Source organism: Streptomyces sp. NPDC001980, assembly GCF_040296885.1.
Lineage (GTDB): Bacteria > Actinomycetota > Actinomycetes > Streptomycetales > Streptomycetaceae > Streptomyces.
This window is the reverse complement of the sequence record NZ_JBEOYD010000011.1, coordinates 16632-38084: the sequence shown is the minus strand read 5'-3', so window position 1 is coordinate 38084 and position 21453 is coordinate 16632. Positions and strand designations below refer to the sequence as shown.

Annotated in this window: 16 protein-coding genes and 1 pseudogene; 10 read left to right on the top strand and 7 right to left on the bottom strand. The window is 70.4% G+C overall.

Translation table 11 applies throughout. The annotated features are described in order from the left end of the window. Position 1 precedes the first annotated feature (1 nt). Positions 2 to 1588 carry an ABC transporter substrate-binding protein gene (locus ABT137_RS18810; protein ID WP_351710079.1) on the bottom strand — a complete coding sequence of 529 codons (1587 nt, stop codon included), beginning with the start codon at positions 1586 to 1588 and terminating at the stop codon, positions 2 to 4. A gap of 187 nt (positions 1589 to 1775) precedes the next feature. Here ABT137_RS18810 and ABT137_RS18805 point away from each other — a divergent pair, with 187 nt between their 5' ends. The 4 genes from ABT137_RS18805 to ABT137_RS18790 all read left to right on the top strand — a co-directional run bounded on the left by ABT137_RS18805 (position 1776) and on the right by ABT137_RS18790 (position 7178). Further along, positions 1776 to 2558, top strand: coding sequence for an IclR family transcriptional regulator (locus ABT137_RS18805; protein ID WP_351710077.1), 783 nt, complete (start codon positions 1776 to 1778; stop codon positions 2556 to 2558). 159 nt (positions 2559 to 2717) lie between these two features. Next, the gene (locus tag ABT137_RS18800; protein WP_351710074.1) at positions 2718 to 4766 is read left to right on the top strand and encodes an oxidoreductase; all 2049 of its coding nucleotides are present in this window, start codon (positions 2718 to 2720) and stop codon (positions 4764 to 4766) included. A gap of 28 nt (positions 4767 to 4794) precedes the next feature. Then, positions 4795 to 6048: an aromatic ring-hydroxylating oxygenase subunit alpha gene (locus tag ABT137_RS18795; RefSeq protein ID WP_351710071.1), complete on the top strand. Its 1254-nt coding sequence runs from the start codon at positions 4795 to 4797 to the stop codon at positions 6046 to 6048. Beyond that, positions 6045 to 7178, top strand: a complete 1134-nt coding sequence (locus ABT137_RS18790) for an FAD-binding oxidoreductase (protein WP_351710068.1) — start codon at positions 6045 to 6047, stop codon at positions 7176 to 7178. Before ABT137_RS18795 ends, ABT137_RS18790 begins: the two co-directional genes overlap by 4 nt. A 137-nt stretch (positions 7179 to 7315) precedes the next feature. Here the strand turns inward: ABT137_RS18790 and ABT137_RS18785 are convergent, their stop codons facing one another. After that, a complete protein-coding gene (locus ABT137_RS18785; RefSeq protein ID WP_351710065.1) occupies positions 7316 to 8383 on the bottom strand; it encodes an LLM class flavin-dependent oxidoreductase in 1068 nt (355 codons plus the stop codon). 356 nt (positions 8384 to 8739) lie between these two features. Between ABT137_RS18785 and ABT137_RS51035 the strand changes: the two are divergent. The 3 genes and pseudogenes from ABT137_RS51035 to metX all read left to right on the top strand — a co-directional run bounded on the left by ABT137_RS51035 (position 8740) and on the right by metX (position 12450). Beyond that, positions 8740 to 9553: pseudogene (locus ABT137_RS51035) on the top strand (aldo/keto reductase). Positions 9554 to 9898: 345 nt separating this feature from the next. Next, the gene (locus ABT137_RS18770) at positions 9899 to 11260 is read left to right on the top strand and encodes a bifunctional o-acetylhomoserine/o-acetylserine sulfhydrylase (RefSeq protein ID WP_351710062.1); all 1362 of its coding nucleotides are present in this window, start codon (positions 9899 to 9901) and stop codon (positions 11258 to 11260) included. Further along, complete coding sequence (metX, locus tag ABT137_RS18765; protein ID WP_351710542.1) at positions 11257 to 12450, top strand: homoserine O-acetyltransferase MetX; 1194 nt, start codon at positions 11257 to 11259, stop codon at positions 12448 to 12450. Before ABT137_RS18770 ends, metX begins: the two co-directional genes overlap by 4 nt. A gap of 184 nt (positions 12451 to 12634) precedes the next feature. Here the strand turns inward: metX and ABT137_RS18760 are convergent, their stop codons facing one another. The 3 genes from ABT137_RS18760 to ABT137_RS18750 all read right to left on the bottom strand — a co-directional run bounded on the left by ABT137_RS18760 (position 12635) and on the right by ABT137_RS18750 (position 16740). Next, positions 12635 to 14182 carry an MFS transporter gene (locus tag ABT137_RS18760; protein WP_351710059.1) on the bottom strand — a complete coding sequence of 516 codons (1548 nt, stop codon included), beginning with the start codon at positions 14180 to 14182 and terminating at the stop codon, positions 12635 to 12637. Further along, positions 14179 to 15516, bottom strand: a complete 1338-nt coding sequence (locus tag ABT137_RS18755) for an MFS transporter (protein WP_351710056.1) — start codon at positions 15514 to 15516, stop codon at positions 14179 to 14181. The genes ABT137_RS18760 and ABT137_RS18755 overlap by 4 nt, the downstream gene beginning before the upstream one ends. Positions 15517 to 15783: 267 nt before the next feature. Then, positions 15784 to 16740 (bottom strand): GlxA family transcriptional regulator, encoded by a 957-nt coding sequence (locus ABT137_RS18750; RefSeq protein ID WP_351710053.1) that lies wholly within the window; start codon positions 16738 to 16740, stop codon positions 15784 to 15786. Between the two features lie 73 nt (positions 16741 to 16813). Between ABT137_RS18750 and ABT137_RS18745 the strand changes: the two genes are divergently transcribed. Both ABT137_RS18745 and ABT137_RS18740 read left to right on the top strand, forming a co-directional pair. Beyond that, complete coding sequence (locus ABT137_RS18745) at positions 16814 to 17482, top strand: HD domain-containing protein (protein WP_351710050.1); 669 nt, start codon at positions 16814 to 16816, stop codon at positions 17480 to 17482. A 205-nt stretch (positions 17483 to 17687) separates the two neighbouring features. Continuing rightward, complete coding sequence (locus ABT137_RS18740) at positions 17688 to 18182, top strand: carbonic anhydrase (protein ID WP_351710047.1); 495 nt, start codon at positions 17688 to 17690, stop codon at positions 18180 to 18182. Between the two features lie 116 nt (positions 18183 to 18298). Here the strand turns inward: ABT137_RS18740 and ABT137_RS18735 are convergent, their stop codons facing one another. Further along, positions 18299 to 19924, bottom strand: a complete 1626-nt coding sequence (locus ABT137_RS18735; protein WP_502984536.1) for a succinic semialdehyde dehydrogenase — start codon at positions 19922 to 19924, stop codon at positions 18299 to 18301. A 127-nt stretch (positions 19925 to 20051) separates the two neighbouring features. Here ABT137_RS18735 and ABT137_RS18730 point away from each other — a divergent pair, with 127 nt between their 5' ends. Then, positions 20052 to 20693, top strand: a complete 642-nt coding sequence (locus ABT137_RS18730) for a TetR/AcrR family transcriptional regulator (RefSeq protein WP_351710041.1) — start codon at positions 20052 to 20054, stop codon at positions 20691 to 20693. A 37-nt stretch (positions 20694 to 20730) separates the two neighbouring features. Here the strand turns inward: ABT137_RS18730 and ABT137_RS18725 are convergent, their stop codons facing one another. Next, the gene (locus ABT137_RS18725; protein ID WP_351710038.1) at positions 20731 to 21357 is read right to left on the bottom strand and encodes a TetR/AcrR family transcriptional regulator; all 627 of its coding nucleotides are present in this window, start codon (positions 21355 to 21357) and stop codon (positions 20731 to 20733) included. Positions 21358 to 21453 lie beyond the last annotated feature (96 nt).

Below are 21453 nucleotides of genomic sequence, written 5' to 3'. Positions count from 1 at the left end.
CTCAGGCTCCCTTCAGGCCGATGCCGAGGTAGTCGAACTCGAAGCCGTGCTCGGCGTATCCGCGGACCTTCCGGGAGAGCCCGACGAGCCGGTCGGCGAACATCGGTGTCATCGCCCCGCCCTTCTCGATCACCAGGTTCTGTGCCTGGCCGTAGAGCTCGCGCCGCCGCGTGGCGTCGGTCTCGGCGCGGGCGCGGTCGAGGACGGCGTCGAAGTCCTTGTCGGACCACGCGGTCTCGTTGTAGGAGGAGCCGCTGCGGAAGATCTGGGTGAAGAGCTGGTCGACGGGCCGGCCCGTGTACCAGTAGGTCGCCATCAGCGGTTTCTTCATCCAGATCTGCGTGTAGTACGAGTCCGCGGCGGCCGTCTTGACCCGGATACGGATGCCCGCCCGCTTGGCGGACTCCTGGTAGGCGAGCGCCATGGGGGTGAGCAGCGGGTCGTAGGCGGAGGTGTAGAGGTCGACGGCCAGCCCCTCCTGCCCCGCCTGCTTCAGCAGGTGGCGGGCCTGGTCGGGGTCGTGCGCGGGGTGGGCGGAGATGTGCAGCGGGTCGTCGGGCGGCACCGGGTTGTCCCAGCCGGGGGTGCCCGCGCCCTGGAGGGCGACCTTCACCACGTGCTCGGGGTCGTAGGCGAGCTTCATCGCCTGCCGCACGCGTACGTCGGTGAAGGGCTTGTCGGTGGTGAGCATTGGGAGCACGTACCACTGGGCGTTCTTCACCCGGGCGACGGTGGCGCGGTCCGAGGCGGCGACCACGCGGGCCGTCGCGAAGTCGAGGTTGGTCTGCGAGAGCAGGTCGACCTGGCCGGCCAGCAGGGCGTTGGCGCGGGCCGACATGTCGGCCACGGAGTAGAAGGAGATCGCGTCGAGGACGGGGCGCCCGGCCCAGTGGTCCGCGTAGGCGGTGACGCGGCCGGGGCCGGCGGGCGTGAACGACTCCAGTTTGAAGGGGCCGGTGCCGATGCCGGTGCGGCCGACGGACTTCGCGCTGCCGTCCGGGATGACGTAGCAGTTGTAATGCGTGAGGAGGCTGGGGAACTCGGCGTTCGGGGACTTGAGCGGGACGACGAGTGTGTGGGCGTCCGGGGTGCGCAGGGTCTCGAGGTCGACGAGCGGGGCGAGGACGGCCGCCTGCGGGGACGCGGTCGCCTTGTCGAGGATGTGACGCAGGGTGTAGGCGGCGTCGGCGGAGGTGAAGGCGCGGCCGTCGTGGAAGGTGACGCCCTTGCGCAGGCGGAAGGTCCAGGTGCGGGCCTTGGTGTCCGTCTCCCAGGACTCGGCGAGATCGGGGGCGAGGTCGCCGTCGCTGCCGACGCGGACCAGGCGGTTGTAGAGGGCGCCGAGGTATTCGTACGCCGACAGGGAGCTCGCGGGGTCGAGGGTCTCGGCGTCCGACGCGGGCGGGCGGGCGATCCGCAGGGTGCCGCCGCGGTCCGGTTCACCCTGGGGTGCCGACGCGGGCAGGGCGGCGGTCGAGGACGCCGCGCCCGAGCATCCGGACAGCAGCCAGGACGCACCGAGACAGGCGGTACCGGCGGCACCGGCGGCGAGGAAAGACCGCCGTCCTGGGTGGTGGGTGTCGGTCATGGGCCGACCGTCCTTCTCGCTATTCGTTCAGCGGAACGATTGAGTGGAGTGCGTGAACGATAGCCATACGGCGGTTTCCCGCCAAGCCTCAAGACCGGAAATTAACCGCGGAAACGGATCCGTAACCGGTCCGGCGGGGGCGCCGGGCCCCCGGGAGGGCGGCCGTCCGGCTGGCTATCCTTGCGCCATGACCGGCAACGGGAGGCCCCGCGACACCTCGGTGCAGTCCGTCGACCGCGCGGTGTCGATCCTCCAGTCGCTGTCCCGGCGCGGCCCGTCCGGCGTCACCGAGATCGCCGAGACACTGGGCCTGCACAAGGCGACGGTCTTCCGGCTCCTCGCCACGCTGGAGTCGCGCGGCCTCGTCGAGCAGGACGCCGAGCGCGGCCGCTACCGCCTGGGCTTCGGCATGGTCGAACTGGCCTCGGGCGCCGGCCGGCAGAGCGACCTGTCGCTGCTGAGCAGGCCGGTCTGCCGGGAACTGGCCGCCGCCGTCGGCGAGACGGTGAACCTCGCGATCCACGACGGCATCGAGGTGATCACCATCGACCAGGAGATCGGCGGCGCGACCATCGCCAGCATCGACTGGGTCGGCAAGCGCAGCCCCCTGCACGCCACCGCGGCGGGCAAGGTCTTCCTGGCGTACCTGCCCGAGAAGGAGACCGACGAGGTGCTGGGGCGGGGGCTCGCGCGGTACACCCCGCACACGGTCGTCGAACCGGCGCTCCTGAAGGAGCAGTTGCGGACGGTCCGGGAGCGCGGGTACGCCACCACGTCGGAGGAGCACGAGATCGGGCTGGCCGCCGTCGCCGCGCCGGCCCGTTCCCCGGACGGCCGGGTCGTCGCGGCCGTCACCGTCTCCGGTCCGGCCTTCCGCGTCAACGACGACACCGTGCCGGCTCTCGCGGAGCGGGTGCGGGAGGCGGGCGCCCGGATCTCCTGGCGCCAGGGCCACCGCAAGCACGACTGACCGACGCCCTCCGGATCGGCTCTTGACGGCCGCGGGCCGACGCCCTCACCATTTGTCTCGCATCGCGAGTCTGTTTCGCAATGCGATACGTACGACGCTGCCGCGCAGCCACCGAAGCTCTGCCGCGGCCGTCGGCACCCCGCTTCCCGAGGAGTGGTCATGCCCTCCCAGAGTGTCGATCCCCTGCTCCAGCCCTTCCGCCTCAAGCACCTCACCCTGCGCAACAGGGTGGTCAGCACCTCCCACGAGCCGGCCTTCGGCGAGGACGGCCTGCCCAAGGACCGCTACCGCGCCTACCACGTCGAGAAGGCCCGCGGCGGCGTCGGCCTGACCATGATCGGCGGCTCCGCCGTGGTCTCGCCGGACAGCCCGCCCGCCTTCGGCAACCTGCTGCTGTACCGGGACGACATCGTGCCGTGGCTGCGCCGGCTCGCCGACGAGGTGCACGACGCCGGAGCGGCGGTCATGTGCCAGGTCACCCACCTGGGCCGCCGTACCAGCAACTACTCCGGCGACTGGCTGCCGGTGCTCTCCGCGTCCCCGCTGCGCGAGCCCGCGCACCGGGCGTTCCCCAAGGCCGCCGAGGCCTGGGACCTCGACCGCGTCACGGCCGACTACGTCGCCGCGGCACAACGCTGCCGGGAGGCCGGCCTCGACGGCATCGAGCTGGAGGCCTACGGCCACCTCCTCGACAGCTTCCTCTCCCCCACCACCAACCATCGCGACGACGACCTCGGCGGCAGCCTGGAACACCGCATGTCCTTCCCGCGACGGGTGATCCGCGCGGTGCGGGAGGCGGTCGGCCCGGAGTTCGTGGTCGGTATCCGGCTGATGCTGGACGAGGATCGCCCGGGGGGACTGACCTTCGACGACGCCCTGGTGGCCGCGGAGCGTTTCACCGACGACGGCATCGACTTCGTCAGCACCATCCGCGGCTCCATCGAGAGCGACGCCTCCCTGGTCCGTACGATCCCGCCGATCGGCACCCCGCTGGGCCCCTTCCTGGAGTTCACCGGCGAGGTCCGGCGCCGGCTGCGGGTGCCCGTGATGCACGCGGCCCGGATCGCCGATCCCGCCACCGCGCGGTACGCCCTGCGCGAGGGGCTGCTCGACCTGGTCGGCATGACCCGCGCCCAGATCGCCGATCCCCATCTGGTCGCCAAGATCGCGGGCGGCCGTGAGGACCGCATCCGCCCCTGTGTCGGGGCGAGTTACTGCCTGGACGCGATCTACGACTCGGGCGACACCAAGTGCGTCCACAACCCGGCGACCGGCCGGGAGCTCCAACTGCCCCACACCGTCCCGGCCACCACCGGCCGCCGGCGGACGGCGGTCGTCGTCGGCGCCGGCCCGGCCGGCCTGGAAGCCGCCCGGGTGCTCGGCGAACGCGGCCACGACGTCGTGCTGTTCGAGGCCGGCGACCTCCCCGGCGGCCAGATCCGGCTCGCCGCGGCCAACCCGCGCCGCCGCGATCTGCTCGGCATCGTCGACTGGCGGGTCGCCGAGTGCAAGCACCACGGCGTCGACCTCCGCTTCGGCAGCTACGCCGAGGCCCGCGACGTGCTCGCCGAACACCCCGATCTCGTCGTCCTCGCCACCGGCGGCATGCCCGACCGGTCCTTCCTCGACGAGGGCGAGGACCTGGTCGCCGACACCTGGGACGTGCTGACCGGCTCACTGCGCCCACGAGGCGAGGTACTGGTCTACGACGACCACGGCGGCTACCCCGCACTCGACGCCGTCGAAGTCCTCGCCCCGTCCGGCGCCCGCGTGCACTTCGTGACACCGGAACGCACCCTCGCGCCCGACGTCGGCAGCATGAACTCCCCCGCCTACCTCAAGGTCTTCGCGGAACACGGCGTGACCACCACCCTCGCCCGCCGGCTGCGCACCGTACGCCGCACCCCCGACGGCCGCCTGGCCGCCACCCTCCACAGCGACTACACCGGCACCGGCACCGAACTGACCGTCGACCACGTGATCGTGGAACACGGCACCCTGCCCGCGGACGAGCTGTACCGCGAACTGCTGCCCGGATCCAGCAATCTCGGCGAGATCGACCACCGCGCCCTGCTCGACCACCGGGAGCAGACGGTGGTCCGCAACGACGCCGGACGCTACCGGCTGTTCCGCATCGGCGACGCGGTCACCAGCCGCAACATCCACGCCGCCGTCTACGACGCGCTGCGCCTGTGCCTGCCGGTCTGACCCGCACCAACCCTCTGGAGACATCGAGTTGAGCACACTCGCCCCCACGACGGACCTGGCCGGCCTGGTGGCCCGCCGTCCCGTCGGCCGGAGTCTGGAAGCCCCCTTCTACACGAGCCGGGAGTTCTTCGACCTCGACATCGAGGCGGTCTTCGCCCGGCACTGGCTGTTCGTCGCCGCGGAGGCCGAACTCCCCGAGCCCGGCGACTACGTGACCGTGGCCCTCGGGCCGTACTCGGTCGTCGTCGTCCGGGACGACGACGAGGAGGTACGCGCCTTCCACAACGTCTGCCGCCACCGCGGCGCCCGCATACTCAACGCCGAGCGCGGCTCGGTGGGCAACATCGTGTGCGGCTACCACCGCTGGACCTACGGTGTGGACGGCCGCCTGCTGCACGCGGAGTCGCAGCCGGCCGACTTCGACCCGTCCTGCTTCGGTCTGCGGAGTGTGCACGCCCGCACGGTCGCCGGCCTGGTCTTCATCTGTCTCGCCGAGGAACCGCCCGCCGACTTCGACGAGGTGGCCGCCCGCATCGAGCCGTACATCCTGCCGCACGGCCTGCGCCGGGCGAAGGTGGCCGCGCAGATCGACCTGGTGGAGAACGGCAACTGGAAACTCACCATGGAGAACAACCGGGAGTGCTACCACTGCGGCGGCCACCCCGAGCTGCAGTGTTCCCTCTTCCCCGTGTACGGCTACGCCGAGCAGGACGTGCCGCCGGTGCTGCGGCCGGCGTACGACCGCTACCTGCGGGCCGACGCCGAGTCCCGCGGGACGTACGAGTCACTGGGTCTGCCGTACGAGGCGATCGAGGAACTGGACACCCGCACCACCGGCTTCCGCATCCAGCGCGAACCGCTGGACGGCGCGGGCGAATCCTTCACCGAGGACGGTACGGCTGCCTGCAAGCGCCTGCTGGCCGACTTCCGCACGCCTCGCCTGGGCCGGCTCTCGATGCACATGCAGCCCAACGCCTGGTTCCACTTCCTCTCCGACCACGCGATCACCTTCTCCGTGATCCCGCTCGCACCGGACCGCACCCTGGTCCGCACCACCTGGCTGGTGCACCCCGACGCGGTCGAGGGGGTCGACTACGACCTCGACAGCCTGACGCGGGTCTGGACGGCCACCAACGACCAGGACGCGCTCCTCGTCGCCCGCGCCCAGCAGGGCATCGGCAGCCCCGCCTACCGGCCCGGCCCCTACGGCCCGACCGAGTACCAGGTCGAGGCGTTCGTCAACTGGTACGCGACCCGGCTGAAGGCGCACCTGGCACGATGACCGACACGCTCCCGGCCTGGGCCGGCACCCGTTCCTGGACCGACGAGGACACCGGCGGCGACACCAGTGGCGACACCGGCGGCCTGCTGGTCTGCAAGCAGGTCCACGCCCTGACCCCCGACGTCAGGACCTTCGTCCTCCAGTCCCCGCAGCCCCGCCTCTTCCACCACGAGCCCGGACAGTTCCTCACCCTCACCGTCGACATCGACGGCCGGACCGTCGAGCGGTGCTACACCATCTCCTCGCCGCCGACCCGCCCCCACTCCGTCGCGATCACCGTGAAGAGGGTGCCGGGCGGCCTGGTCTCCAACTGGCTGCACGACCGGCTGCGGCCCGGACACACGGTGCGGGCGAGGGGGCCGCTCGGGGATTTCACCCTCGCCCGGCACCCCGCGCCGAAGTACCTGTTCCTGTCCGGCGGCAGTGGCGCGACACCGGTGATGGCCATGACGAGGGCCCTGTACGACCTGGCGCACCCGGCCGACGTGGTGTTCGTCCACAGCGCCCGCACCCCCGCCGACATCCTCTTCCGCCGGGAGCTGGACCTCATCGCCGCCACCGCCCCCACCGTCCGGGTGGTGCACGTCTGCGAGGAGGACGGCCCGACCGAGCCCTGGGGCGGCCATCGCGGCCGGCTGACCCTCGACATGCTCCGGCAGATCGCCCCCGACTTCCGGCAGCGGGAGATCTTCACGTGCGGCCCCGCCGGCTACATGGCCGCCGTGCGCCGCATGCTCGCGACGGACGGGTTCGCCATGGACCGCTACCACGAGGAAAGCTTCACCGTCGACGCGCCACCGGCCGCCGAAGCCGACACCGTGCCCGTCCCCGGCACCGTCCCCGGCACCGGAGAAACCACCGAAGGACGCGTCTTCACCGTCGAGTTCACCCGCAGCCGGCGCACCCTCACCTGCGACGCGGACACCTCCCTCCTCGCGGCCGCCACCCGGGCCGGCCTGAGCCTGCCCGCCTCCTGCGCCCAGGGAATGTGCGGCACCTGCAAGACCACCCTGCTGACCGGATCCGTCGACATGCGGCACCACGGAGGCATCCGGCCGCGCGAGATCGCCCAGAACAAGATCCTGCTGTGCTGCTCCCGGCCTCGGGAGAACCTCGTCGTCGACGCCTGACCGTCCGGCGGCGGCTCGACCGGGCGATCACACCGCTCAGCCCCGGGGCGCTCATTGCAGTGCCTGGTGTCATGCCACCCGGACGACTCCCCGGTTGTGGAGCCACTGAGCGGCGTGCGACGGGTCGTTCTTCCAGGTCAGCGCAGCCGGGGCAGCAGTTGGCCGCCGATGCGGCTGATCTCCTGCTTGTAGGGGGTGTCCGAGAGGACGAAGTGGGTGATGCCGAGCTTGCGGTAGTTGTCCAGCGCCGTGGCGACATCGGCGGCGGAGCCGACCAGCCAGGTGGTCCCCGCTCCCCCGCCGCCGAACCTGCCGGGCGTGGTGTACAGGCACGTGTCGAGCACCTCGCCCCGCGCGGCGAGGTCGAAGAGCCGCCGCTGTCCGACCGCGGTCCTGCGGTCCCCCGCCCAGGTCAGCTCCTTCCCCCCGTCCGCCGCCATCCGCGCGACCCTCTCCTCGGCCGCGCGCCACGCCTCCGCCGTGGTGTCGCGCACCAGCGCGGTGATCCGCAGCCCGAACTCGAGCGGCTTGTGCCTGCGGCCCACCTGCTCGCTCAACGCCTTGAGCCGGTCGATCCGTTCGGCGAGTCCGTCGAGGGGTTCGCCCCAGAAGAGCTGCACGTCCGCCTCCGCCGCCGACACCCGCTCGGCGGCCTCGGACGCACCGCCGAAGTAGAGCGTCGGATGCGCTCTCGTGCCGGTCACGTACGGGCGCGGAGCCACCGTGGACCGGGCGACCTGGAAGTGCTCGCCGTCGAACGTCACGTCCTCCTCGGTCCACAGGCGTCGTACGAGGTGGAGGAACTCCCTGGTGCGGTCGTAACGTTGCGCGGGATCGCTTCGGGTGTCCCCGTACGCGGCGAGGTTGTCCAGTCCGCTGACGATGTTGACCAGGACCCGGCCGCGGCTGAGCTGGTCGAGGGTCGCCGCCGCACTGGCGAAGTGAGCCGGCTGCCAGTAGCCGGGTCGGATCGCGATCAGGGGCTTGAAGGTGGTGGTCCGGGCGGCCAGCGCGGTGGCGACGGTGAAGGTGTCCGGACGTCCCCACCCCGTTCCCAGGAGCGCGCCGCCCCAGCCGTGTTCCTCGGCCGCGCGGGCCAGGTCGGTGGAGTACTCGACGGAGCCCCACCCGGTCGTCGTGTCGTCACCGCGATGTCCCGGCTCGACGGTGTTGGGGATGTACCAGAGGAATTCCGGGCTCATCATGCTTCCGATCACTGTGCGGGGTGGCGGCTGTCAGAAGGCAGGCGGGGGGGACGCCGTCTCAGGCACTGTGCACGGATCGGCGTCGAGCGCCCGGAGCAGCCGGACTCACGTCCTTGCGGGTCGGAGCGGACGCGGCAGCACGCGACAGTGGACTGGCGAAGGGGACCAGAGGATCAACACTGGGCGCTGGACACCCGTACGAGGTCGACGCATCGCTCGCTGGTGAGCATCAGGACCTCGGGCATGCGATCGAGTCTCCGAGTGATCGATCGGAATGTCAATGCGCCCGATTCACCGCCGGACGGCCAGTACGGAGCCGACCGCCGTGGGCCTCCTCCGGCCTGATTGGATTCGTCCTGCACCGACCCCTCACCTGGACGGACCCTCCCCGTAGGGCACTTGGCGCCCCCTCCCATCGAGCGGCCCATGACCGCTACGAAAGGCTCGGCAACTACCGCGGGGCCGGCGCCTCCGGCCTCGAACTCCCCGCCTTCTCGTTCGGCCTCTGGCAGAAGTTCGGGACGGACCGCCCCTACGCGACCCAGCGCGAGATAGTGCTGCACGCCTTCGACCTCGGCATCACCCACTTCGACAACGCCAACCGCTATGGCCCGCCACCGCGCGCCGCCGAGGTGGTCCGGGAGAAAACGCGCGGGACCTGACCGAGGACGAGATCCAGGAACGGGCCCACGACGCGGCGGAGTCGCTCCGCCGGGCCGAGGTCCCGCTGCTGGTCCATCAGCCTCGTTACTCGATCTTCGATCGTGGTCCGGAACTCGACGGCCAGCTCGAACTCGCCGCCGCGGACGGCTTCATCCTGGTGGTCCACTCGCCCAGGGCCTGCTGACCGACAAAAACCTCGACGGTGCGATCCCGCCGGGCGCCCGCGCCCGTGACAGCGCCTTCCTGTCGCCCGACGTCATCGATGACACCTACCGCGAACGCGCGACGGCACTCGACGAGATCGCCCGGCGGCGGGGCCAGTCGCTGGCGCAACTCGCGTTGCAGTGGGTCTTGCGACAGCCCCAGGTGACCAGCGCACTCATCGGCGCGAGCTCCACGTGGCAACTGGACCACAACCTCAAGGCGCTGGACTTCCCACCGCTGACGGACGAGGAACTCGCGCTGATCGACCGGCACGGCGTCCACGGAACCGGCTCCCGCCCCTGACCATCCCGGCGGCATCCGCGGTCACCCGGGCAGTCCGGCAGGTGGGGCCGGGGACTCGGGATGCGTGATCCACCGTCGCCTCCCCCGCAACCGCGTCGCGACCGTTGAGACGACGTGGTTGTGCTGGCGCGGGTTGCTCCTGTGTGGTTCCCTGTCTGCATGACCGTGCTTGTGACCCGCCGCCACGTCGACTACGTGCGTGTCACCGCGACGGGTTGTCGCGCCGAGAGCTGACGCTCCGCTCCGGCCTTTCCCCCTCTCCAGCGTTTCCGCTGTTCCACGGACGCGTGCCCGCACGCGCGCGCCGTCGTACCTTCACGCTCGCCCGCACAAGGAGCAGACGCCATGAGCCAGCCCATCGACTCCGTCACCGCCGGTCACACCCTCGACGAGACGCCCGCCGGGCCCGACACCTCGGCCTGGTCCTTCGAGACCAAGCAGATTCACGCCGGGGCCGCGCCGGATCCGACGACGGGAGCCCGGGCGACGCCGATCTACCAGACGACGTCGTTCGTGTTCCGGGACACCCAGCACGCCGCCGACCTGTTCGCCCTGGCCGAGCCCGGCAACATCTACACCCGCATCCACAACCCCACCCAGGACGTCTTCGAACAGCGCATCGCCGCGTTGGAAGGCGGGGTCGCGGCCGTGGCGCTGTCCTCCGGACAGGCGGCGGAGACGCTGGCCATCCTGACGCTGGCGAGTTCCGGGGACCACATCGTCTCCAGTACGTCGCTGTACGGCGGCACGTACAACCTGTTCCGGCACACGCTCCCGAAGCTGGGCATCGAGGTGTCCTTCGTCGACGATCCGGACGACGTCGACGCCTGGCGGGCGGCGATCCGGCCCCACACCAAGGCGCTGTTCGCGGAGACGCTGGGCAACCCGCGCGGCAACGTGCTCGACGTGCGGGCGGTCGCGGACGCCGCCCACGCGGCGGGCGTGCCGCTGATCGTGGACAACACGGTGCCGACTCCCTATCTGCTGCGGCCCATCGAGCACGGCGCGGACATCGTGGTGCACTCGGCCACCAAGTTCCTCGGCGGGCACGGGACCGCCATCGCGGGCGTCGTCGTGGACGGCGGCACCTTCGACTTCGGTGCGCACGCCGAGCGGTTCCCCGACTTCACCGAGCCCGACCCGAGCTACCACGGGCTGCGGTACTGGCCGGCGCTCGGCCCCGGCGCCTTCGCGATCAAGCTGCGCGTGCAGTTGCTGCGCGACCTCGGCCCGGCCCTCTCCCCGCACTCCGCGTTCCTGCTGCTGCAGGGCGTGGAGACGTTGAGCCTGCGCATCGAGCGACACTCCGCGAACGCGCTGGCGCTGGCCGAGTGGCTGGAGCAGCGGGACGAGGTCGCCGCTGTCCACTATCCGGGCCTGGGGTCCAGCCGGTGGTACGAGGCGGGGCAGAAGTACCTGCCGCGCGGAGCCGGCGCAGTGGTCTCGTTCGAGCTTCGGGACGGCGTCGAGGCGGGCAAGCGGTTCGTGGACGCGGTCGAGCTGTTCAGCCACCTCGCCAACATCGGTGACGTACGCAGCCTGATCATCCACCCCGCCTCCACGACCCACAGCCAACTGGACGAGGAGCAGCTGGTGGCGACCGGGACCTCGCCGGGCCTGGTGCGCCTGTCGGTCGGCATCGAGAACCTCGCCGACCTCAAGGCCGACCTGGAGGCCGGTTTCCGCGCGGCCAAGGGCGCGTCCTGAACGCCGTACCCGAAACCGAGGTTCCTCTTCCGCCGGCCACCGGGGCCTGGCGGGAGGGGGACCCGTCCGGGCACCGTCAGTGGTACGTGTCCGAGAAGCCGTTGTCCCTGGAGGCGGGCGGTGAACTGCCCGGCGGGCGGCTGGCGTTCGAGAGCTGGGGGCGGCTCGCGCCGGACCGCTCCAATGCCGTGCTCGTCCTGCACGCCCTCACCGGTGACAGCCATGTCGTGGGACCCGCCGGGCCGGGTCATCCGACCCCGGGCTGGTGGGACGGGCTGGTCGGGCCGGGCCTGGCGCTGGACACCGACCGGTGGTTCGTCATCGCCCCGAACGTCCTGGGCGGCTGCCAGGGCAGTACGGGACCGGCCTCGCTGCGTCCCGACGGACGTCGGCGCTGGGGCGGCGCCTTCCCGTTTCTGACCCAGCGCGACCAGGTCGCCGCCGAGGCCGGGCTGGCCGACGCGCTGGGTATCGAGCGGTGGGCGCTGGTCGTCGGCGGCTCGATGGGCGGGATGCGCGCCGCGGAATGGGCGGTGACCCACCCCGAGCGCACCGGCGCGCTGCTGCTGCTCGCCACCACCGCGGCGGCGAGCGCGGAGCAGATCGCCTGGGCGAACATCCAGCTGCACGCCATCCGCAGCGACCCGCACTGGCAGGGCGGCGACTACCACGACACCGGCCGGGGCCCGCACGCCGGCCTCGGCCTCGCCCGCCGCCTGGCCCATGTCACCTACCGCAGCGAGCCGGAACTCCAGGTCCGCTTCGGCCGTGCGCCTCAGGGTGCCGAGGACCCGTTCGGCGGCGGCCGGTACCAGGTCGAGTCGTACCTCGACCACCACGCCGCCAAGCTGATCCGGCGCTTCGACGCGGGCAGTTACGTGGTGCTGTCCGAGGCGATGAACGCGCACGACATCGGCCGCGACCGCGGTGGCGTCCGTGCCGCCCTCGGCCGCGTGACCGCCCGCACCCTGGTCGCGGGCGTCGACTCCGATCGCCTCTACCCACTCGCCCAACAAGCCGAGCTGGCGGCGGGCATCGCCACGGCGGACGACGTCCGGGTCATCGAATCCCCGTACGGGCACGACGGGTTCCTGATCGAGACGGAGCAAGTCGCCGCGCTCGTGGCCGAGCTGGTCCCACGGGCCGTACCCGGCGGGCGTCTCGTCGAGGGTGTGACCGGCGGTGGCTGAGCCGTTGTGCGCCTGTCGTCGAGCCCGAGCGGACGATCATCAGGACCACCACGATCAACCAGGCGAGGGCGAAGAGACCGGTGATCATCGACAGGCGGGGCAGCCGGGCGATGAGGGACTCCACCCGGGCCGACGGTTGATCACGGTGTCGCTCGGAGGCACGGTCCGGCGTTTGACCCGGTGGTCAGCGACTGTGAACCTCGTGGCGGACGAACAGCGCCGCAGGCACGGCCATGACGATCAGTACGACTCCGCCTATGACGTTGCCCAGGTGCACGGCGTCGGTGAACGCACTCGGTACCGCGGTTCCCACCACGCGAGCGAGGGATGCGGGAAGGCCCGTCGCGCCGCCGCCGTGTGACGCACCCTCCACGATCCGGTCCGCCTGCGGCGAGGGCATGCCTGCCTCGACGAGACGGTCGTGCAGGTTCCGGGGGAAGCGGCTGGTGACGACCGTTCCGAGCACACTGGGGCCGAGCACGGTTCCCAGTTGGCGGGCCATGTTCACCGCTGCCGCCGCCATGCCCTCCTGTTGTGGCGGGACACTGTTGACCGCGGCAGCGGTCGAAGGCGCCGTCAGCAGGCCCGCGCCGATGCCAGCGATGAGCAGTCCGGGCCACATCGCGCCGTAACTTCCCGAGGCATCGGTCGCGAGCAGCGCTAGGGAACCGGCTCCGATGAGGACCAGACCCGCGGTGATCAAGGGGGTGAGCCCGACCCGGTGCACCAGCACCCTGGCGGACACCACGGTGACCAGGAGGAACGTTCCGAACAGCGGCAGCAGGCGAACGCCGACGTCGACGGGGCTGGTCTGTCCCACGCGCTCCATGTAGAGCACGCTGAGCAGGGCGACACCGACCAGTCCGAAGACGCTGACGGCTGCCACGCCCATGACGGCCGAGAAGGCAGCGCTCCGGAAGAGCCTCAGGTCGAGCATGGGGTCGGGGTGGCGGAGTTCTGCGCGTACGAACAGGAACAGGGATACGGCGAAGACCACATACATGGTGATGATCGGCGCCTTGGTGTATCCCGTGGAGCCACCCTGGATGATCGCGTTAGTGGCCGAGGCCGTCATCACCGTGCCCAGGACGAGGCCCGCGAGATCGGGCTTGCGCGTGGGGTGCTTGGATTCGGTCACGAAGACCGGGGCCAGGAGGAGGGCCGCGCCCGCGATGACGATGTTGGCGATGTAGACGGCATGCCAGGAGAAGTGTTCGAGCAGGGCTCCGGCGAGGATCGGGCCGACGGCCAGGCCCACTCCGGAGCATGCGGCCCAGATGCCGATCGCGGCGGTGCGCTCGTGCGGGTCGGTGAAGGTGGCACTGACGATCGCGAGGCTCGTCGGCAGCACGGCTGCCCCGCCGAGGCCGGCGATCGCCTGTGCGGTGATGAGCATGCCGGCGTTGTCGGCGAAGACAGCGACCACGCTGCCGGCCAGGAAGACGGCGGCACCCAGGCTGAACACGCGCCGACGCCCCACGAGGTCGCCGAAGGTCCCGGCGGACATCACGAAACTCACGACAGCGAGGCTGTACGCGCTGGTGATCCATACCAGCGTGCTCGCGGTGATGCGCAGGTCGCTCTGTATGTCGCCCAGGGCCGAGATGGTGGAGGTGACGTCGACGAAGGCCATCATGACGCCGAGACAGACCACCAGAAGGCCGAGCCGGCGGGCTCGCCCGCCGGTGGAGTCCGGGGCGCGGGAAGCCTGGGCCGGAAGGGACGCCGTCATCGCACTGCCACCGGCCTCTTCTGTGAGACGCCCAGCGACACCACGGCTGCGGCGGCCATGAGGGCCATCGTGACCAGCCACGCGTGACGGTAGGTCTCCAGAGAGGCCCCACCGGAGGCGGTGCCGAGCATGGCGACCAGGATGCTGATGCCGACGACCGAACCGATCTGGGTCGACATGGTCACGACGGCGCTGCCGGTAGCGGCCTGCTCAGGGCGCAGGCCGACCGTCGCGGAAGAGACGACGGTCGGGAGCGCCAGGCCGGCGCCGAACCCGAAGAGCAGCCAGCACGGGAGGACTCCGGAAGCGTAGTTCGGGTCGTTGTGCAGCAGAACGGCGAAGAGAAGGATGCCGGCGGAGGCGATCGCACTGCCGACCGCCGCGATGACACCGGCCGGGATCCGGAACCGGCGCTGGAGGGTTTCACTGGCAGTGGCGGCCACCGCGAAGCCGATCGGGCCGGGAAGGCTGGCGCATCCGGTCTTGATGGCGGAGTAGTGCCAGTGCGTCTGCAGCCAGAGGATCGTCGACAGCAGGAGGCTGCCGAACGCGGCCACTTGCAGCATGCCGGCGAGGTTTCCCGAGGCGAAGATCCGGTCGCGGAAGAGGGAAAGATCGACCACGGGCACCTGGTGGCGTGACGAGCGGAGCAGGAACGCGGCCAGCCCGACCACCGCCACCACCAGGGACATGATGACGCGGGTGTCCGACCAGCCCCAGTCGGGCGCCTTCACCACGCCGAGAGCCAGGGCGCCGACCATGACGATCAGCAGGACGCCGCCGAGCAGGTCGGGGATGCGGGCGTCCTGTTCGTGCTTGGCGTTGGCCACGAGCCGGGCGGCCATCACGATGGCGAGCAGCCCGACGGGAATGTTCACCAGGAACAGCCACCGCCAGGAGATCTGGACCAGCAGCCCGCCGAAGATCGGTCCGCATACCCCGGACAGCGAGCCTGCGGTGAACCAGATCTTGACGTAACGCTCCACCTTGTCGGCGGGGGCGCTCGTCAGGACCAGGCCGAGGCTGGCGGGGGTCAGCAGGGCGGCGCCCACCGCCTGGAGGGCGCGGAAGACGACCAGCACCCATACGTCGCCGGACAGCGCCGCGCCGAGGCTCGCCGCCACGAAGACGGCCATGCCGAGCAGGAAGCCGTTCTTGCGTCCGAAACGGTCGGCGAGCCGCCCGGCAGGGACGAGAAGGGCCGCGAAGACGATCGCGTAGCCGTTGAGCACCCAGCTCAGGTCCGACAGAGAGGTCGAGCCCAGGCCCTGCCCGATGTTCGGCAGGCCGACGTTGGTGATCCATACGTCGAGTTGGCCGAGGAAACTCGCCATGGCCAGCACGGTGAGGATGAGAGCCGGGCGGGTGTTCGAGGGTCCTTCGCCTCCCCTCTGTGCGAGCGGAGGGGCCATCTGATCTTGCGAAGACATGCGTCTCTTTCCGTTCCGTGGGCTTCGAGGGGTGTCGAGAGCGACGGACAGCCGAGTTCTGGACTGCCTTGTCAAGAACCCTACGAATTTCTGGAACGACATGTCAAGAATGCTCGGGCGGCCTTCAACCCGGCCCTGTGGGGCGCCCGCCGGGCGATGGCGGGCGCCCCGTCAGGTCTGCGCCGACTCCGTCTTGTGGCGGAACAGAGCCCGGTACTCCTGGGGGGAGGTGCCGAGATGCCGGTGGAAGGCGGCCCGCAGGGAAGCGGGAGCGCCGAAGCCGGTGAGCCGGCCGACCTGCTCCACGGGCACGGCGCTCGCCTCCAGCAGTTCGCGTGCCCGGTCGATACGCGCGTCGGTCAGCCAGGCCATCGGCGTGGTGCCGGTCTCCTCACGGAAGCGGCGGATGAAGGTCCGCCGTGACATATGGGCGTGCTCTGCGAGGTCGTCGACGGTGAGCGGGGCCGCGAGGTTGTCGAGCATCCACTCCAGCAGGGGAGCGAGCTCGTCTCCGCCGGCTTCGGGACGGAACCGTTCGATGAACTGCGCCTGGCCTCCCTGACGCCGTGGCGGCGCGACGAGATCCCGGGCGCGGGTGTTCGCCGCTGCGGCGCCCAGGTCCGTGCGGATCAGGTGCAGGCACAGATCGATCCCTGCCGTCACGCCGGCGGACGTGAGGATGTCGCCGTCGTCGACGTAGAGCTGGTTCGGCAGGACGTCGACGTGCGGGTAGCGCCGTCGCAGTTGCTCGGCATGCCGCCAGTGCGTGGTGGCGGGGCGCCCGTCGAGCAGTCCGGCCGCGGCGAGGGCGAAGACCCCGGTGCAGATGGAGACGAGCCGGGCGCCCCGGGCGTGAGCCGCCCGCAGCGCCGTCAGGAGTCCCGGTGAATGGATCGTGTCGATGTCGTCGTAACCCGGGATGATCACGGTGTCGGCGTCTGCCAGTGCTTCGATGCCGGCTGCGACGGTGATCTCGAAGCCGGACACAGGCACGGGGCCGGGTCCGCTGTCGGCGCACACGGTCAGCTCGTAGTGCGGGTCCGTCGAGAAGATCTGCGTCGCGGCACCGAATTCCAGCGCGAGCACCCCGGGCAGCACGAGCACGGCGACATGATGTCTGTTCGTCATAGTGGCACGACAGTAGCGATGGATGGCATCCGTGCCACTTCTCGCACGAGATCCGCTCTCGTAGCGTCACACCATGACCAACATTCCCCCCACTCCCTCGGACAGGCTGCACGACGGCGTGCTCGATCTCCCCTCCGGACCGCTGGTCGAGGCGAGCCTCGCCGCTGCCCGCGCCGCGGTGCATCCGTCCGTGCTGAACCACTGCATCCGGGGTTTCTACTGGTCCCGCCTGTTCGCCGCCCACAAGGGGGTCCTGAACGACGCGGACTACAACGAGGAACTCCTCTTCGCCGCCAACGTGTTGCACGACCTGGGCACCGGTCCGGACGCACCGGGCCTGCTCAGGTTCGAGATCGAGAGCGCCGATGTCGCCGCCGCCCTGCTGACCGGTCTCGGCGCCCCGGCGGGGGATGTCGACAAGGTCTGGGAGGCCATCGCTCTGCACACCACTCCGCAGATCCCCGAACGCATGGGGCTGCTGACCTACCTGACCTACGAAGGCATCTGGATCGACTTCGGCAAGAACGCCGATCTCGTGGCCGCGGAGCAGAGTCGGATCCATGCCGCGTATCCGCGGCTTCGGATGGCCCACCATCTGGCCGAGGAAGTCCTTGCCCACGGCGCCCGCTCCGAGACGGCAGCGCCTCCCTACGCGCTCGCCTTCCACCTCGCGCAGGAGCGGGCAGCCGACGGCGTCACCACCATGGAGCGGGGCGTGGTCGGCGGACCGTGGGGCGAGTAGCGAAGAGCCCTCACCGCCGGTACCGCGTCCCCATTCCTTGTCCGAAACGTTCCTGGCTTCCCGAGAGAGCCGGGTAGTCAGCCATGAGAAGCGGAGTCAAGCAGTGTCTGATTTTGCGGAGTTCACGTTCCGAGCACAGCCGGGTTTCGATGAAGCGCTGGCTCGGGAGATCGTCACCGGTTCGATTCCCGTCAGGACGATCGTCATGCACTGCTTCGACCCCCGGGCAGCCGGGGCCGTGCAAGCGGTGGCCGACCACTTCGGCGACGAGGTCTACCCCGGCGAACTCCTCCTCGACGAGACCGGCAGGAAGATCGGCTCCACAGCGACGGTGTTCCCCCTGATCGTCGGGGGCGGTCGCGCCGCGGACGCGCTGCGCTCGATCACGGTCTCCCAACACCTCTTCGGAATCGAGCGAGTTGTCGTCGTACACCACTCCTTCTGCGGGGCCACCTCCTTCACGGCGGAGGGAATCACCGCTGCGTGGAAAGACGAACAGCACTCCGACATCTCGTCGTTGTACGACTGGGACGGCATCGCCATCACCGACTTCGAGAAGTCGCTCAGCTACGACGTGAGCCTGATCCGCAACAGCCCGGGAACCCCGAAGCACCTTGAGATCTACGGTCTTTTCTACGACATCGACTCCGGCGAACTGACGGAGATCGTCCGCGACGTTCCCGCCGAGGTTGCGCAATAGTCCGCCGTACCCGAGTCGCTTCACTTCCGCCGCCGCTGCGCTCGGGCCGCACTGCCGCTGTGGCGCCGACATCTGCCGGCACGCCGCCCGCCCGGGCCGATGCCCCGGTTCGGTCATCAGCGGAGCCTCAGTGCCTTCATGACGCGCAGGCTCATGCCGATGAAAGCCGCGTACCGCTGATCGTTCATGCCCATCGACGGGGCCAGCGGAAGTATCCGCTGCGTGGCGACGGTCTGCGACTCCGTGTAGCCGAGAATGCCTTCGAGGCCGTGCCGACGGCCGAGTCCGGAGTCCTTCATGCCGCCCATCGGGGACCGGACGCTGCCATGGGCGGATGTGTAGCCCTCGTTGATGTTCACGGTGCCGCTCTGCAGACGGGCCGCGATGCGTTCACCGCGCCGTGTGTCCTTCGTCCACACACTGGAGTTGAGGCCGTACGGCGTGGCGTTCACTCGCTCGATCACCTCGTCCTCGTCGGTGAACCGGTACACCGATACGACCGGCCCGAACGTCTCCTCCGCATGGACGGCCATCGTGGGCTCCACGCCGTCCAGAACGGTGGGTTCATAGAAGAAGGGGCCGATGTCAGGGCGCGGCTTACCCCCGGTGAGGACGGTGGCCCCCTCGGCGACGGCTTGATCGACATGCCGGGACACCGTCTCAAGTTGGCGTCGGCCCGCCAGTGAACCCATTCCGACCCCGTAGCTCAGCGATGTGCCGAGGGTGAGTGCTTTGGTGCGTTGGACGAACCGCTTCAAGAACGCGGGTGCGACCGAGGAGTGCACGAAGATCCGCTCGGCCGCCAGGCACAACTGGCCGGCCGAGGTGAAGCTCGTGCGCACCGCGCCGTCGGCCGCCTTGTCCAGGTCCGCGTCGGCCAGCACGAGCAGGGCGTTCTTGCCGCCCAGTTCGAGTGAGGCGCCGACCAGACGGGTCGCCGCGCGGGCCGCGACTTCGCGACCGGTGCGGGCAGAGCCGGTGAACGCGACGTAGTCGGCCCGATCCACGACGGCGGGCCCGACGACCCGGCCGTCGCCGACGACTATCTGCCAGACGTCGGCCGGCAGCCCGGCTTGAATGAGCTGCATGCGCGCCCACAGTGGCGTCAGGGCGCTCTGCGTGTCCGGTTTCGTCACCACGGCATTGCCGGCGACGAGCGCAGGCAGCGCGTCCGCCAGGGAGAGTTCGAGGGGGTAGTTCCAGGGGACGATCTGCCCGACCACGCCTCGCGGGTGGTGCCACTCGGTGACTTTCGTGAGCACCGGAAACGCGCCGAGGTGTCGCCGCGGCCGGAGGTAGGCGGGGGCCCTGCGCCCGTAGTGCCGGGCCACCACCGCGGCTCCTTGTACTTCCTCGTGTGCGTGCAGGCGGGCCTTTCCGGTCTCCACCTGAACCAGGTCCATCGCCTCGGCCTGCTTGTCCAGGAGGATGTCGTGAAATCGGAGCAGTACTGCCGCGCGCCTGCGCACCGAGAGCAAGGCCCACTCTCGCTGGGCCTCCCGGGCCCTGCTGAACGCCACCTCCACATCGTGGGGTGTCGACTCGGGCAGTTCCGCGACAACCTCGCCCGTCATGGGGGTGCAACTCACGGTACGGCCGCTGCCCTCCATCCCTCGCGTGAGGCGAAACACCAGGTCAGAGGTGATCACGTCGGTCGCCGTCCGGTTGCCCTGTGCCCCAACCGGGTTGCCGTCACCCGTAGCGAGGTCGTTGATACCGCCATGCGAGGACATACGTCTCATCCGTTCTGCGGGATTCGCGGGATGCCGCGGACAACGACCCCAGAATTCTGGACCGCTCCGTCAGGAACCGTATGAACTTGTGGAACGGAATGTCAAGAATTCCTGCACTGCCTGTAGGCTGGCCCCCATGGGGCGCCCACCAGGATTCGACAAGGACAAGGTCGTACAGGCCGTCGAGCGACAGTTCCGCCGTACCGGATACGCCGGTACCAGCGTGGACGACATCGCCAAGGCCGGCGGGCTGGGCCGCGGCAGCCTCTACGCCGCGTTCGGCGACAAGAGCCGGCTCTACCTGCGGACGCTGGAGGCGTACTGCGACCGCACCGAGGCCGCCTGGTCGGCCGTACTCGACGGCCCCGATGACACCGCACTGGAACGGCTGCACGCGTATCTCGTCAAGTCAGCGCGATTCGTACACGACGACCCCGACGGGCTCGGCTGCATGGTGACCGGCTTCGTCGTCGAGGGAACCGACCCCGATCCGCAGGCCGGCGCTCGCGTCAGACAGGCCCTCGGGAGAATCGAGGGTTCGCTGACCGAGTGCGTTCAGGCGGCGCAGCGCCATGGTGACCTCGACCTCGAGGCGGACGCCCGCGAAATCAGCCGGCTGCTCATGGCGATCAACCGGGGCATGGAGGTGCTGGCCAGGGGCGGGCTCGATGCGGCCGCACTGGAGCGCGTCGCCGATCAGGCTTTCGCCGGGCTCCCCCGCACCGCACGGGCCCGGTCCCGGCAGGCGTCCCGCCCAGCCGTCTCGGGCGCTTCCTGAACGCTGCCCGCTCGAAGGTCCGCGCTCCGCGGTGCGGTCAGCGCGCCGCGGCGAACGACTCGATGTAGTCCAGGGCCCCGTACAGCGCGTCCCGCAGGGGGGTGGACTCGCCGGCCGCCTGGTCCAGCAGCGCTCCGCCCTGGAACGCGGCGGCGAGCAGGTGGGCGAGCGCGGCCGGATCGGCCTCCGGCCGCAGTTCTCCGCGCTCGCGCATCCTGCCCAGCCCGCGCCTGAACAGTGCCTGCCACCGCTCGAAACCGTCGGCCACGGCGTCCCGATGGGTGGGCTCGGTCTTGACGACCTCGGCGGCCAGAGAGCCGAACGTGCATCCGCCGCGCAGCATGTCCTGCGACGCGATGTAGGAGTCGGCCCACCGACGCAGGGCGGCGAAGCTGTCCAACTCGCCCAGCTCCGGTGCCTGGTGGCGGGCGACGATGCTGTCGGCCTGCCAGGCGAGCACCGCGCGCACCAGGGACTCCTTGGTGGGGAAGTGGCGCGTCAGCTGTGAGCCGCTGACTCCGGCGGCCTCGCGAACCTGCTCGTTGCTGGTGTTCTGCGCACCGTGTTCGTAGATCAGCTCGGCGGCCGCCCTGACGATGCGTTCCCGCGTGGCCAGGCCCTTGGCGGTCAGCTTCCGAGTCGGCGCTTGGCCGGTGGTGGTCATGGCCACCACTGTAACGCGAAAAAGGGGCTTGACAACCCATTCTGCGGGATGTCTCCTGGAGGCAAGCCAAAAAAGGGCTGCCAAGCCCATTTATTT